This is a genomic window from Mesorhizobium sp. 43Arga (genome assembly GCF_053714255.1).
In genome coordinates, this window is record NZ_JBSKBO010000007.1 from 20,134 (window position 1) to 34,705 (window position 14,572).

The 14,572-nt window shown below is 64.1% G+C and carries 14 protein-coding genes; 5 read left to right on the forward strand and 9 right to left on the reverse strand.

The genetic code is table 11. The features are described from left to right. Positions 1-79 precede the first annotated feature (79 nt). From ACWGS8_RS23040 to ACWGS8_RS23060, 5 genes are all read left to right on the forward strand, one after another. Complete coding sequence (locus ACWGS8_RS23040) at positions 80-1,234, forward strand: ABC transporter substrate-binding protein (RefSeq protein WP_032933996.1); 1,155 nt, start codon at positions 80-82, stop codon at positions 1,232-1,234. Positions 1,235-1,432: 198 nt separating this feature from the next. Then, positions 1,433-2,431, forward strand: a complete 999-nt coding sequence (locus ACWGS8_RS23045; protein WP_454583072.1) for an ABC transporter ATP-binding protein — start codon at positions 1,433-1,435, stop codon at positions 2,429-2,431. A 14-nt stretch (positions 2,432-2,445) separates the two neighbouring features. Next, the gene (locus ACWGS8_RS23050; protein WP_454583331.1) at positions 2,446-3,396 is read left to right on the forward strand and encodes an ABC transporter permease; all 951 of its coding nucleotides are present in this window, start codon (positions 2,446-2,448) and stop codon (positions 3,394-3,396) included. Further along, entirely contained in the window at positions 3,386-4,201 is an 816-nt protein-coding gene (locus ACWGS8_RS23055) for an ABC transporter permease (RefSeq protein WP_454583073.1), read from the forward strand. The genes ACWGS8_RS23050 and ACWGS8_RS23055 overlap by 11 nt, the downstream gene beginning before the upstream one ends. 26 nt (positions 4,202-4,227) lie before the next feature. After that, entirely contained in the window at positions 4,228-5,655 is a 1,428-nt protein-coding gene (locus ACWGS8_RS23060; RefSeq protein ID WP_454583074.1) for a gamma-aminobutyraldehyde dehydrogenase, read from the forward strand. Positions 5,656-5,751: 96 nt separating this feature from the next. Here the strand turns inward: ACWGS8_RS23060 and ACWGS8_RS23065 are convergent, their stop codons facing one another. From ACWGS8_RS23065 to fdhF, 9 genes are all read right to left on the reverse strand, one after another. Then, the gene (locus tag ACWGS8_RS23065; protein ID WP_454583075.1) at positions 5,752-7,161 is read right to left on the reverse strand and encodes an FAD-binding oxidoreductase; all 1,410 of its coding nucleotides are present in this window, start codon (positions 7,159-7,161) and stop codon (positions 5,752-5,754) included. A gap of 336 nt (positions 7,162-7,497) precedes the next feature. After that, positions 7,498-7,812 (reverse strand): hypothetical protein, encoded by a 315-nt coding sequence (locus ACWGS8_RS23070; RefSeq protein ID WP_454583076.1) that lies wholly within the window; start codon positions 7,810-7,812, stop codon positions 7,498-7,500. Positions 7,813-7,819: 7 nt separating this feature from the next. Then, positions 7,820-8,182: a nuclear transport factor 2 family protein gene (locus ACWGS8_RS23075; protein ID WP_454583077.1), complete on the reverse strand. Its 363-nt coding sequence runs from the start codon at positions 8,180-8,182 to the stop codon at positions 7,820-7,822. An 83-nt stretch (positions 8,183-8,265) separates the two neighbouring features. Continuing rightward, positions 8,266-8,745: a carboxymuconolactone decarboxylase family protein gene (locus ACWGS8_RS23080; protein ID WP_019862954.1), complete on the reverse strand. Its 480-nt coding sequence runs from the start codon at positions 8,743-8,745 to the stop codon at positions 8,266-8,268. Between the two features lie 108 nt (positions 8,746-8,853). Continuing rightward, positions 8,854-9,258 carry a response regulator transcription factor gene (locus ACWGS8_RS23085; RefSeq protein ID WP_454583332.1) on the reverse strand — a complete coding sequence of 135 codons (405 nt, stop codon included), beginning with the start codon at positions 9,256-9,258 and terminating at the stop codon, positions 8,854-8,856. Continuing rightward, on the reverse strand, positions 9,200-10,405 hold the full coding sequence (locus tag ACWGS8_RS23090; protein WP_454583078.1) for an alpha/beta fold hydrolase: 1,206 nt from the start codon (positions 10,403-10,405) through the stop codon (positions 9,200-9,202). Before ACWGS8_RS23090 ends, ACWGS8_RS23085 begins: the two co-directional genes overlap by 59 nt. A gap of 116 nt (positions 10,406-10,521) precedes the next feature. Then, positions 10,522-10,830, reverse strand: a complete 309-nt coding sequence (locus ACWGS8_RS23095) for a formate dehydrogenase subunit delta (protein ID WP_019862956.1) — start codon at positions 10,828-10,830, stop codon at positions 10,522-10,524. Beyond that, positions 10,820-11,650: a formate dehydrogenase accessory sulfurtransferase FdhD gene (fdhD, locus tag ACWGS8_RS23100; protein WP_454583079.1), complete on the reverse strand. Its 831-nt coding sequence runs from the start codon at positions 11,648-11,650 to the stop codon at positions 10,820-10,822. The genes ACWGS8_RS23095 and fdhD overlap by 11 nt, the downstream gene beginning before the upstream one ends. A gap of 2 nt (positions 11,651-11,652) precedes the next feature. Continuing rightward, the gene (gene fdhF, locus ACWGS8_RS23105; RefSeq protein ID WP_454583080.1) at positions 11,653-14,562 is read right to left on the reverse strand and encodes a formate dehydrogenase subunit alpha; all 2,910 of its coding nucleotides are present in this window, start codon (positions 14,560-14,562) and stop codon (positions 11,653-11,655) included. Positions 14,563-14,572: the final 10 nt, after the last annotated feature.

A 14,572-nucleotide genomic window follows, 5' to 3' on the forward strand; every position in this document is an offset into this window, starting at 1 on the left:
TGATACGTTTTCAGTCCGCGCGTGATCTGGCGAAAACCGGAGCGGTTTTGGGGCCATGCGCCAAAATGGGAGATCGATGATGAATTCATTCCTGAAGTCATGCACGGCGCTGACGGTCGCGCTGACCTTCTCCGGTCAGGCCATCGCCCAGGTCAAGGAACTCGGCAAGGGCGAGGGCCAGGTCAACATCGTTGCCTGGCCCGGCTATATCGAGCGCGGTGAGACCGACAAGGGCTATGACTGGGTCACCGCCTTCGAGAAGGAGAGCGGCTGCAAGGTCAACGTCAAGACGGCCAACACGTCGGATGAGATGGTCTCGCTGATGAACGAGGGTGGCTTCGACCTTGTCACGGCTTCCGGCGATGCCTCGCTGCGCCTCGTCGCCGGCAAGCGCGTGCAGCCGATCAACACCGATCTCATCCCAAGTTGGAAGACGGTCGACGACCGGCTGAAGGACGCCCCCTGGTTCACCGTCGATAAGGTGCATTACGGCGTCCCCTATCAGTGGGGACCGAACATCCTGATGTATAACACGGAGGTGTTCAAGGAAGCGCCGAAGAGCTGGAACGTCGTCTTCGAGGAGATGAAGCTGCCGGACGGCAAGTCTAACAAGGGCCGCGTCCAGGCCTATGACGGCCCGATCCACATCGCCGATGCCGCCAACTATCTGATGTTCCACAAGCCGGAACTCGGCATCAAGGATCCCTACGAACTCAACGAGGACCAGTACAAGGCGGCGCTTGAACTGCTGCGTGTCCAGCGCACGCTGGTCGGTCGCTACTGGCATGACGCCGCCATCCAGGTCGACGATTTCCAGAATGAAGGCGTCGTCGCCTCCGGTTCATGGCCGTATCAGGTCAACACGCTGGTCGCCGCCAAGAAGCCGGTTGCCTCGACCGTGCCGGAAGAAGGCGTCACCGGCTGGGCCGACACCACCATGATGGAAGCCGACGCTGCGCATCCAAACTGCGCCTATATGTGGCTCGAACATTCGCTGTCGCCGAAAGTGCAGGGCGATGTCTCGGCCTGGTTCGGATCGCTCCCCGTGGTGCCCGCCGCCTGCAAGGGCAACGAGCTCTTGACCGATGAAGGCTGCAAGACCAACGGCTACGACAATTTCGACAAGATCAAGTTCTGGAAGACGCCGGTCTCGAAATGCGCCACCCAGAACGACCAGTGCGTGCCTTACTACCGCTGGGTGTCGGACTATATCGGCGTCATCGGCGGACGGTGATTTCCCTTACCTCCCCCTTGTGGGGAGGGTCGACGCGCAGCGTCGGGGTGGGCGCTGCCCGGCAGGTCCGCGCCATCACCCCACCCGCGGCTTCGCCGCGACCTCCCCCATCGAGGGGGAGGTGAACTGCCGCGTCGCGCCAATCGGGCGGCAAGAGCCATCTGGACCAAAGACAAACCGGCAACAGACTGACAGCCCATGACATCAGCCGTCTCCTTCCAGAAAGTCTCGCGCCATTTCGGCAGCGTTCGCGCCGTCGACGCGGTCGATCTCGACATTGTGCCGGGCGAGTTCTTCGCCATGCTCGGGCCGTCAGGGTCCGGCAAGACGACATGCCTGCGCCTCATCGCCGGCTTCGAGCAGCCGACTTCGGGTTCGATCTCGATCTTCGGCGAGCGCGCCGAGGGCGTGCCGCCCTATCGCCGCAACGTCAACACCGTCTTTCAGGACTACGCGCTGTTCCCGCATCTCAATGTGCTGGATAACGTCGCCTACGGGTTGATGGTCAAGGGCGTCGGCAAGGCCGGACGGCACAAGGCTGCCGAGGAAGCCCTGTCGCTGGTGCGGCTGCCAGGCTATGGCGCCCGTCGCCCCGGCCAGCTTTCCGGCGGCCAGCGCCAGCGCGTCGCGCTCGCCCGCGCTCTGGTCAACCAGCCCAAGGTGCTGCTGCTTGACGAACCGCTCGGCGCGCTCGACCTGAAACTGCGCGAGAACATGCAGGAGGAACTGAAATCGCTGCAGAAGGCGCTCGGCATCACCTTCGTCTTCGTCACCCATGACCAGGGCGAAGCGCTGTCGATGGCCGACCGCGTAGCCGTCTTCAACGATGGCAGGATCATGCAGATCGGCACGCCGGAGGATATTTATCAGCGACCGAGAACCCGCTTCGTCGCCGATTTCGTCGGCTCCTCCAACGTGCTGCCGCCGGATTTCGTCCAGCGTTATTCCGGCCAGCATCGTTGGGGGAGTCTGCGCCCTGAATCCATTCGCGTCAGCCGCGCCGCAAGCGGCGAAGGCGTCGCCGCCCGCCTGATCTCGACCAACTATCTCGGCGCCACCACCAGGCTGGCGCTCGATGCCGACGGATTGAAGCTGCACGCCGTGGTGCCGGCGGGCACGGCGCTGCCTGCCGAAGGCGAAGCGGTGATGCTCACCTTCAACCGCGAGCACCTGCATCTGATGGATGAGCCGGCATGAGCGTCGACGTCACCATGCCGCGCGCGACGGCCCCTGCCATCCTACCCAGCAGCGGCGGCATGCGCGGCGCGCTGTCGGACCTGTTCTGGCGCCGGCCGCAACTGCTTCTGCTGCTCATGCTTTTGCCGCCGGTGCTGTGGCTTGGCATCGTCTATATCGGCTCGCTCTTCGCGCTGCTGGCACAGAGCTTTTTCTCCATCGACGAGTTCTCCGGCCTCATCAACCGCCAGTTCACGCTCAAGACCTATGGCGACCTGCTGCAGGCCGCCAATCTCGACATCATCCTGCGCACCGTCACCATGGCGGCACTGGTCACGCTGGCCTCGGCCATCGTCGCCTTTCCGATCGCCTACTATGCCGCGCGCTATGCCCGTGGCCGTTGGAAGGCGCTGTTCTATCTCGGCGTCATGCTGCCGCTGTGGTCGAGCTACCTGGTCAAGATCTACGCCTGGAAGCTGATCCTGGCCAAGGAAGGCATCCTCACCTGGCTCTTCGCCAAGCTGCATTTGCTGTGGCTGCTCGATGCCTGGCTATCGTTGCCGGTCGTCGGCGGCAACTCGCTGTCGGTGTCATTCACCGGCACCTTCATCGTCTTCGTCTATGTCTGGCTGCCCTTCATGATCCTCCCTGTCCAGGCGGCCCTCGAGCGCGTGCCCGGCAATCTGGTCGAAGCCTCCTCCGACCTTGGCGCTTCGCCCGGCCAGACCTTCCGCAACGTGCTGTTCCCGCTGGCGCTGCCCGGCATTGTCGCCGGCTCGATCTTCACCTTCTCGCTGACATTGGGCGATTACATCATCCCGCAGATCATCGGCACGTCGCGCCTGTTCATCGGCCAGGCCGTCTATTCGCAGCAGGGCACGGCCGGCAACATCCCGCTCGCCGCCGCCTTCACGGTGGTGCCCATCGTCGTCATGGGCTTCTACCTCTGGGGCGCCAAGCGCATGGGGGCTTTCGATGCGCTCTGACCGTGGCCAGTCGGCTCCGCTCGGCCTGAAGATCGCCGCTGCCTGCGGCCTGCTCTTCCTGCATTTGCCGATCCTGCTGATCTTCGTCTACGCCTTCACCACCGAGGAGAAGAGCTTCGTCTGGCCGCCGCCAGGGCTGACCACGCAATGGTTCGCCGTCACCTGGAACCGGCCTGACGTCTGGGGGGCGCTGTCGCTGTCGGTGCGCGTCGCCGCCATCTCGACGGCGATCGCGCTGGTGCTCGGCACGCTGTGCGCAGCGGCTGTCTCACGGACGAAATTCTTCGGCCGTGAGACCATCTCGCTGCTGGTCATCCTGCCCATCGCGCTGCCCGGCATCATCACCGGCATCGCGCTGCGTTCGGCCTTTTCGCTCGCCGACGTCCCCTTTTCGTTCTGGACGATCGTGCTCGGTCACGCCACTTTCTGCGTGGTTGTCGTCTACAACAACGCGGTCGCCCGTTTCCGCCGCACATCCGGCTCGATGATCGAGGCCTCGATGGATCTCGGCGCCGACGGTTTCCAGACCTTCCGCCATGTCGTGCTGCCCAATATCGCCACCGCGCTGCTTGCCGGCGGCATGCTGGCCTTCGCGCTTTCATTCGATGAAGTCATCGTCACCACCTTCACCGCCGGCCAGCAGCAGACCGTGCCGATCTGGATGCTGGAGGAACTGATCCGCCCGCGCCAGCGCCCGGTCACCAATGTCGTCGCCATGGTCGTCGTGCTGGTGACGCTGCTGCCCATCCTGTTTGCCTATTACCTCACCCGCGACGGCGACCAGATCGCCGGTTCGGGCAAATAACGTCAGTTCGCAAGGGAGAGACCTCCATGGACACCCAGATGCTGATCGGCTCGAAATTCGAGAACGGCGCCGAGACCGAGGAGCCGATCCTCAATCCGAAGACCGGGGCGACCATTCTCAACCTGCCCGAGGCCAGCCAGGCGCAGATCGAGGCAGCGGTGGCGGCCGCCGAGCAAGCGTTCGTCTCGTGGTCGCGCACGACGCCGGCGCAGCGCTCTGCTTATCTCCTCAAGATCGCCGACCGCATTGAGGCCGAGGCCAAGGAGTTCGCCGCTCTCGAGGCGCTGAACTGCGGCAAACCGATCAATGCCGTGCTCAATGACGAGATCCCGGCCATCGTCGACTGCTATCGCTTCTTCGCCGGCGCGGTCCGTTCGATGCCGGGCGTCGTCGCCGGCGAATATCTGCCCGGCCACACCTCGATGGTGCGGCGCGACCCGATCGGCATCGTTGCCTCGATCGCGCCATGGAACTACCCGTTGATGATGATGGCCTGGAAGCTGGCGCCGGCGATCGGCGGCGGCAACACCGTCGTCTTCAAGCCGTCGGAGCAGACGCCGCTGACGACGCTGAAGCTGGCCAGGATCCTGGCCGACATCCTGCCCGAAGGCGTGGTCAATGTCGTGCTCGGCCGCGGCGACAGCGTCGGCAACGCGCTGATCAACCATCCCAAGGTCAACATGATCTCGATCACCGGCGACGTCGCCACCGGCAAGAAGGTGCTGCAGGCGGCCGCCAAATCGGTCAAGCGTACGCATCTCGAACTCGGCGGCAAGGCCCCGGTCATCGTCTTCGACGACGCCGACCTTGGCGCGGTGGTCAACGGACTGCGCGCCTTCGGCTACTACAATGCCGGCCAGGATTGCACCGCCGCCTGTCGCATCTATGCCGGCAAGAAGATCTACGACAAGCTCGTCGCCGATCTGTCCTCTGCGGTCTCGACCATCAGGTACAACCAGCCGGACGATACCGAAAACGAGATCGGCCCGCTGATCTCGCGCCGCCAGCGCGAGCGTGTGTCGAGCTTCGTCGAACGCGCCTCGGAATTGAAGCACATCGAGATCACCACCGGTGGCAGGCCGGGCGAGGGCACCGGCTTCTACTACCAGCCGACCGTCGTCGCCGGCGCGCTGCAGGAGGACGAAATCGTGCGCCGCGAGGTGTTCGGACCGGTCGTCTCGGTGACCCGTTTCACGGAAGTCGACGAGGCGGTGAACTGGGCCAATGACAGCGACTACGGCCTGGCGTCATCGGTGTGGACCAAGGACGTCTCGCGCGCCATGGCGACGGCGGCCCGCCTGCAATATGGCTGCACATGGATCAACACCCATTTCATGCTGACCAACGAGATGCCGCATGGCGGCCTGAAACAGTCCGGCTACGGCAAGGACATGTCGCTCTATGCGCTGGAGGACTATACCGCCGTGCGCCACGTGATGGTGGCGCACGGGTAGTTCGACATCTGCCCTGAATGCAGCGGTGGCGCTGACGCCCCCCTCATCGAAAAGGGTCGTCAGCGTGGCTTGCGGCAGCGAGGCCCGGCGGCTAGTCTAAGCGGCCGTCCTGCCTTGCTCGGCCGATGCCGCCGGTTTGATGTTCTGGTTGACCCGGAAGACATTGAAGGGGTCATAGGTCCGCTTCACCTGGCTCAGCCTCTCGTAATTCGCGCCATAGCTCGCCCGCACGCGCGCTTCGCCTTCGTCATCCATCATGAAATTCACGTAGCCGCCTTCGCCATTGTGGGGATGGATGCTCGACCAGTAATTTTTGGCCCACTTGGTGAGGTCGGCGGCCTTGCCCGGATCGGGGTCGATGGCGGCTATGACCATTGACCAGCTTGCGTCGCGTGCGTTCCAGGCAGTCTCGTCCTTGCTGACGCGGCGCACGGCGCCGTCGATCGGGTAAAGATGCATAAGAGACAATTCGCTCGGCGCGTGGGCGGCCTGTGCGATATGGGTCGCGATGGCTTCGTCGGGAAGAGACTTGACGAAATCGCCCTTCCAATACCATTGCAGGCCTTTGGGAAGCAGCGGGTCGAATAGCGCCTGCAACGCCGGGTATGGCATTACGCCCATCCAGTTGAAGATCGGTGGCGGCAAGATGTCCAGCAGTGGCGCCATCGCCTTGCGTCCGTCTTCCTCGGTGCCATTGTAGCAGGAGATAATGGCGCAGGCGCGCTTGCCCCAATACTCGCGCGGGAAGGGATCGGTCGAGGGGACGGATTTCAGGCCGACAAAGGCGCCAAGATCTTCCGGCGCCGCCGGCAGGTAGTCGCGATAAGCACGCATGACGGCGGCAGCGTCTTTGGCCTCCCAGAACACTGGGCCGCCGAAGATCATGCTCACAGGATGGGCCTGGAACAGGAAGCTGGTTACAACGCCGAAATTGCCGCCGCCGCCGCGCAGCGCCCAGAACAGGTCGGGATTCTCGCTTTTGCTGGCCCTTATCATGCTGCCATCGGCCAACACCAGGTCGGCCTCGACAAGATTGTCGATGGTGAGACCGTATCTGCGCGTCAGATAGCCCGTCCCTCCGCCGAGGGTTAGACCGGCAACCCCCGTGGTCGAGACGATGCCGAATGGAACGGCGAGTTCGAAAGGATGGGTAGCATGGTCCACGTCACCCGACGTGCAGCCGGGCGCGACCCTCACGGTGCGCGTCTTCGGGTCGACATGGATCCCCTTCATCATCGACAGGTCGATGACGAGGCCGTTGTCGCAAATTCCCAATCCGGCTCCGTTGTGCCCTCCGCCGCGCACGGCGATCAGCAGGTCGTTGTCGCGCGCGTACCTCACCGCGGTGATCACGTCGGCGACATCGGCGCACCGGGCAATCAGCAGCGGGTGCTTTTCGATCATGCCGTTGTAGATCTTGCGTGCCTCGTCGTATCCGGCATCGTCTCGCAGGATCAGTTCCCCGCGCAGCCCTTCACGCAGTTTTGCATGGGTTTCGTCGGTCATCGGTTTTCTCCCTTGATTGCGCCAGCACTATGCCGCGTCGGCGCAACGCATCTTGTTGTTTCGTTGTGCCGCCCTCCTCGGGGCGGATGCGTTGGATGGTGCAAAGGAACAGTACATTGCACCGATCCGGTCCCCGCTGCTTCGCCCGAAAGGGCCAATGGGGAATGGCCCAGGAGAGCCATGGCGGCCAGCCGGAAGCCGCCGCTGGGACTATAGGAGCCACGCCTCGTGGCTCTTGCGTCGATCGCATGGTGTATGATCAAGGTGGCCGCCGCCTCGCGGCCACCTTCCATTCGTCGCCCCTCCCAGGGCCGGCCGCGGCTATCCGACATCCAACTATTCGACAATACGGAAAATCTGCCACAGGCTGGTGCCTGACACGACGTAAGGCTCTATCTCCTTGCCCCATTTGGCGTGTGCGTCGATCTTGCCGATCTTGGCGAAGAACGCCTCCAGCTGGGCGAGACTTTCGACCTGGTGGTGAGACTCGACGGTCGCTTCGCGCGCCCCGATCGAGCCGGTCATGATCTGGAACTCGAGATCGGCGAGACCGACCTGTGGGCCGATCTCGCGTTCCCATTTCTTGAGCAGTTCGAGCACGGTCTGCTTGTGTCCGAACCTGGCGTCGATCTGCCATCTGGCGCTGAACATGGCCGCCTCACTCGTCCCAGGCCTGCACGACGGTCTGCCGTGCGATCTGCCCGTTCTTGAGCTCCAGCATCGCCGCGGCGAACACTTTCGTGCCGTCCGGATAGGCGCAGGCCTGGGTAAAGGCCAAGCTGTTGCCGTCTGCGATGGTTGCATCGACCTTGTGGGTCATCGCGCGGCTGCAGATATCGTCCCAGAACGTCGTGATCGCCGCGCGCCCGCGGATTTCGCGTGGCTTGCTCGGCGGGTTGTTGCGGTCGATCACCCGCACCAGCGCGTCGTCTGCATAGAAGCTCGACAGCGTCTTGCCATCGCGGCTCTCGATCGCCTTCTTGATCGCCGCGCCATCCACGGCTTGGGTCTTGGTCAGCATTTTATCCTCCATATGCCCATCTTCACGATCGGGCGGTTGATGCTTTGAGGTGTCGCCCGGCACTCATCGCCGGGTCGGGATCGTCACTGTGACTTGGCCTTTACGGCCGCGAACACGTCGTCGGTCTGTTTCTTGAAGGTCGCGAGATCGACCTGGCTGCCATTGAGCATCGTCGACCAATGGCGCACGATCGCCGCCATCGCGATCGTCTCCTTGATCTCTTCGTCGCTGGCGCCGTTGAGCTTGGCGGCCTCGGTGTGGAAATAGATGCAGTACTGGCAGGGTATCTGCGAGGCCACCGCAAGGCCCATCAGTTCCTTGGTCTTGCCGTCCAAAGCGGTTTTCGGGTTGAGCTGGACGCCCTTGATCTCAGCCCAGGCGCCGGCGATGGCGACGTCAGGCAGTGTCTTGAACATGTCCGGCACCGAGCCGAGCGTCGCCTGGATGTCCTTGTAGGCGGCTGTCGCCGACGCATCCTCGGCCTTTGCGGGAGAGATCGTGAGCAGCGCGCCAATTCCTGCCGCGATCACAAGCGATCTGACATTCAGCTTTGACTTAAGCATTTCATCCTCCGTTCGCAGTGCCCTTCCGGCGATATCCGCCTGGCCTGCATGGGGGAATTGATAGCGCTTACATCCGCCTGGCCGCTTCGCCCGAAAGCGCCATGGCTCTCATGGCCCGTCCGGGCCAGTGTGCCGGACCGAGAATACCGCAGCCGCCGCTCGCGACGGCAGGTCGAGCTTGAGCAATATGTTGGCGACGTGGCGCTTGACCGTGTGTTCGCTCAGCCTGAGCTCGGCTGCAATCGCGGCATTGCTCTTGCCGTCGGCAATCAGGCTCACCACCTCGCTTTCCCTCGCCGTCAGCACGGCCGGTTCGGTCGTTTTGGTCCTGGCGCGGCAGTCAGGCTCCAGATGCTGTTCCGACATTGCCCGCACCAGCGCCATCGGCTCGTCCAGATCGTCCAGCGTGATCCGGCTGGCGTCTTCGAAATGCAGGCCTGAGCCGGTTGCCAGATCAGCGACCAGCCGCGACGCCAGGATATCGCCCCGGCTGGCATGCGCGGCGAGCTGCATCGTCACGCGGGCCGTCAACCCCACTGGCGGCCCGCGCGGTTCGATCTCCCCGACATGCACGCCCTGCGCACTGGCCACACCGATGCCTTGCTGCCTCGCGCAGCGCCGCTGCACAGCGTATGGCGCGCGCCGGTCCATCGAAGCGCGAAATCATCATCTCGCCCTGCGTACCCAGCGCTCGGCCGCCATGGCGCCCGACCAGCAACCGCCAGGTTTCCTGGAAGCGCTCGCTGCGTTCGCTCCACATACGGTCGCCCATACGCGTCGTATCGTAGATGCGCGTCACCAGAAGTGCCGCCAGCACGCGGTCCGCTTCGGCGACGGAGCGCTCGCCGGTCAGGAACTCCTCGATCAGGTCGGCGACCCGGTCGACATCGCCGGTCCAGATCGGATGGTCGCGACCCGGGATCTCGACCAGCCGCGCATTCGGGATTTTCTTGGCCAGGAAGCGGCTGGCGTCTGGATCGACCCGCGCATCGTTGCGGCGATGGATCAGCAGCGTCGGCGCGCTGATCGCCGCCAGCACACCACGTACGTCGATTTCCGCATTCATTCGCGCCAGTGCCGCCGCTGCCGTGGGGCTCGCCGACAGCCGCTCGAAACGCGCCCACCACCGGGTAAAATGCGCGTCGTCGACCCGGCCCGGCGCGAAATTCGGCAAGGTGGCACCGGTGCCCCAGGCCGTCTCGGCCATTGCGATGAAGGCGTTGAGACGTTCGGCCGGCATCACCCATTTGTGGAAATGCGCATAGCCGCCATAGAGCGCCAGCGCACGCGTCCGCTCGGGATAGGTGGCGGCGAACAGCATTGCCATCGGCGCGCCTTCCGAAGCGCCAAGCAGGGCAGCACGACCGCTGCCGGCGGCGTCCATCACCGCGCGCACATCGTCCATACGCGTTTCCAGACTGGGCAGGTTGTGCGCATCGACACGGTCGGAAAGGCCGGTGCCGCGCTTGTCGAACAGGATCAGCCGCGAGAACGCCGAAAGCCGCCGCAAGAGCCTTGTATAGCCCTCGTCTTCCCAATGCAGGTCGAGATTGGAAATGAAGCCCGGGACGAAGACGAGATCAAGCGAGCCCTGGCCGACCACCTGATAGGCGATCCGCACCTCGCCACTGAGGGCATATCGGGTCTCGATCGGCCTCACGAGGTTTTTTCCGCCCGGCCTGACGATTTCTGATCGTCAACCATAGCAGAGCCGTGCCGATAGCGGCAGCTCAAACTTTAGCGAAAGCGAATGTATGCCAGGGCCGCCCGCTGCGGCTACTTTTGTGACGCGGCGACGTCTGCCGGGGAGGGGGTGAGCCCGAGCTTGAGATCGGCCTCGGCTGGCGTGATCGGCCGCTTGATCCTGGCCGATGCAGCCACGACGAGTTCGTCGAAGCCTTCGCCGCTGTCGAGCAGTTCGAAGAACTGCCGCCGCATCCTCGGTTCCCAGAATTTGTTGATGTGCTCGGCGACGCCGGCAACACCTTCCTCGCGCGACTTGGAATGGAAGAAGGCCGCGATCTGGTTGGCCATGCGCACCAGCTTTTCGCTGGTGCTCGTGATGTGGTCTTCGTCATGCGACATGCTGGGCAACTCCCAAAACCACCCGGTCGGGGTGGGTGAAAACATCGAAATCCTCGCCGCGCACCAGCGCCACCAGCGTCATGCCGGCCTCATCGGCCGTGCGGATGGCAAGCGCGGTCGGCGCCGAGACGGCGATGATGAAGGCCGAGCCGATCGCCGCCGTCTTCTGCACCATTTCGACCGACACGCGCGACGTCACCACGACGGCGCCCGACGCGCCGTCGATGCCGGCTTTGGCTAACGCGCCGGCCAGCTTGTCCAGCGCATTGTGGCGGCCGACATCCTCGCGCGCCATCACGACGCCCTTGCCGGGAATATAGAAGCCGGCCGCATGCACCGCTCCGGTCTCGGTGTGAAGCGGCTGCACCTTGGACAAAAGCTTGACCGAGCGGACGATGTCGTCGGCAGCAAGCGTAAGTTTTGACGCACCAACCGCATCGACCGAGCGCATCGCTTCCTCGATCGACTCGATGCCGCAAAGCCCGCAGCCGACGGGGCCGGCCAGCCTGCGCCGGCGCGCCTGGAAACGCGTGTTGGCCTGGTCCTTCAGCCGGATCTGGATATCGATGCCGGCGCCATGATCCTCGACCTCGATCGCTTCGACTTCTTGTGGGTCGGCAATGATGCCTTCCGTCAGTGAGAAGCCGAGCGCGAAATCCTCGAAGTCGGCGGGGCTCGCCATCATCACCGCATGCGTGGTTCCGGCGAAGGAAAACGCCACCGGCGTCTCCTCCGGCACCATGCGGTCGGCAACAGCCGTACCGCTGGCGCGGTGCGCCAGCCGCGATATCTCGGTCGTTGCTTTGCGGCGCGCGGCCAAGACTACTCCGCCGCCTGCAGCGAGGCGATGCGGCGGCTGTTCCTGGCCTGCTCGTCATACTCGCGCTGCCAGTCCGACGGGCCATTGGAGGCACCGACCTGCACTGCCGTCACCTTGTACTCCGGACAGTTGGTCGCCCAGTCCGAGAAGTCGGTGGTGATGACGTTGGCCTGCGTGTCCGGATGATGGAACGTCGTGTAGACCACGCCCGGCGATACCCGGTCGGTGATCAGCGCCCGCAGCGTCGTCTCGCCCGAGCGGCTGGTCAGCCGAACCCAGTCGCCATCGCGCAGGCCGCGGTTCTCGGCATCGTGCGGATGGATCTCCAGCCGGTCTTCCGAGTGCCACATGACGTTGTCGGTGCGCCGCGTCTGCGCGCCGACATTGTACTGGCTGAGGATGCGGCCTGTGGTCAAAAGCAGCGGGAAGCGCGGCCCGGTCCTCTCGTCCGTCGCCACATATTCGGTGCGGATGAACTTGCCCTTGCCGCGCACGAAACCGTCTATATGCATGATCGGCGTGCCAAGCGGCGCTTTCTCGTTGCAGGGCCACTGCACCGAGCCGACGCGGTCGAGCAACTCGAAGGAGACATTGGCGAAGCTCGGCGTCGTCTTGGCGATCTCGTCCATGATCTGCGACGGATGCGTGTAGTTCCAGTCGAGCCCGATCGCGCGGGCAAGCTCCTGCGTTGCTTGCCAATCGGCATAGCGCGCCTTCGGTTCCAGCACCTTGCGCACCATGTTGATGCGGCGCTCGGCATTGGTGAAAGTACCGTCCTTTTCCAGGAATGTGGAACCCGGCAGGAAGACATGCGCGTAGTTCGCCGTCTCGTTGAGGAAGAGATCGTGCACGACCACGCATTCCATGGCGGCGAGACCGCCGGCGACATGCTTGGTGTCGGGATCGGACTGCAATATGTCCTCGCCCTGGATGTAGATGCCCTTGAACGAGCCGTCGACGGCGGCGTCCAGCATGTTGGGGATGCGCAGGCCGGGTTCGTCGTCCAGCTTCACGCCCCACAGGCTCTCATAGATGTCGCGCACGGCTTCGCCGGAGATGTGGCGATAGCCGGGCAGTTCGTGCGGGAACGAACCCATGTCGCACGAGCCCTGCACATTGTTCTGGCCACGCAGCGGGTTCACGCCGACGCCCGGCCGGCCGATATTGCCGGTGGCCATTGCCAGGTTGGCGATGGCCATCACCGTGGTCGAGCCCTGGCTGTGCTCGGTGACGCCGAGGCCGTAATAGATCGCGCCATTGCCGCCCTTGGCATAGAGCCGCGCTGCACCCCGGATCAGCTCCGGGTCGACGCCGGAAAGCTTGCCGACGATTTCAGGGCTGTTCTCCGGCAAGGCGACGAAGGAGGCCCAGTCCTGGAACTCCGTCCAGTCGCAGCGTTCGCGGATGAAGGCTTCGTCGAAAAGCCCTTCAGTGACGATGACATGGGCCAGCGACGTCAGCACCGCCACGTTGGTGCCGGGCTTCAACGGCAGGTGATAGTCGGCCTCGATATGCGCCGACTTGACCATCTCGGTGCGGCGCGGATCGAGCACGATCAGCTTGGCGCCCTGGCGCAGCCGCTTCTTCAGACGCGAGGCGAACACCGGATGGGCAGAAACCGGATTGGCGCCGATGACGACGGCGACGTCGGTGAATTCGACGGAGTCGAAATCCTGCGTGCCGGCCGAGGTGCCATAGGTCTGGCCGAGCCCGTAGCCGGTCGGCGAATGGCAGACGCGGGCGCAGGTGTCGACATTGTTGTTGCGGAAACCCTGCCGCACCAGCTTCTGGACGAGATAGGTCTCCTCATTCGTGCAGCGCGAAGAGGTGATGCCGCCGATCGAGGTTCGGCCGTATTGGTACTGGATCCGGCGGAATTCCTTGGCCGTGTGGGCGATCGCCTCTTCCCAGCTCACTTCGCGCCACGGGTCGGAGATCTTTTCGCGGATCATCGGCGACAGGATGCGGTCCTTGTGCCTGGCGTAGCCATAGGCGAAGCGGCCTTTCACGCAGGAATGGCCGTGGTTCGCCTTGCCGTCCTTGTAAGGCATCATGCGGATGACTTCGTCGTCCTTCACCTCGGCCTTGAATGAGCAGCCGACGCCGCAATAGGCGCAGGTGGTGACGGCCGAGCGTTCCGGCATGCCCTTCTCGAGCACCGTCTTCTCGCGCAGCGCGTCGGTCGGGCAGGCCTGCACGCAGGCACCGCAGGACACGCATTCGGAAGCGATGAAATCCTCATGCATGCCGGCGACCATGCGCGATTCGAAACCGCGGCCCTCGATGGTCAGCGCGAAGGTGCCCTGCACCTCCTCGCACGCCCGCACGCAGCGCGAGCAGACGATGCACTGCGCTGGATCATAGGTGAAATAGGGATTGGATTCGTCGCGGGCGATGTAGTCGACCGCCAGCGAGCCATGGCCGGGCGCGATCCCATCTTCCTTGACGTGGTTGCGGCCCTCGACGCCATAGCGGTTCTCGGTCAAGCCGACCGACTTCGCCACCGTGTCGAATTCGCTGGCGCCGGTGCCGGCCTTCTCGTTCCAGCCGGTCGGATGGTCGGAGACGTAAAGCTCCATGACGCCGCGGCGGATGGCGTCGAGCCGGTCGGACTGTGTGCGCACCACCATGCCTTCACCGACCGGCGTCGTGCAGGAGGCCGGCGTGCCGCCGCGCCCTTCGATCTCGACCAGGCAGACGCGGCACGAACCGAACGAGTCCAGCATGTCGGTGGCACAGAGCTTCGGGATATCGACACCGCCCTCCATCGCGGCGCGCATGATCGAGGTGCCTTCCGGCACGGTGATGCTGCGGCCGTCGACGCTCAGCGTGACCTGCTTTTGCGCCAGCGATTCCGGGGTTCCGTAGTCGATCTCTTCGATCAGCGATGGGAAGTCGGCCTTGATGTTCATCTGCCAGCTC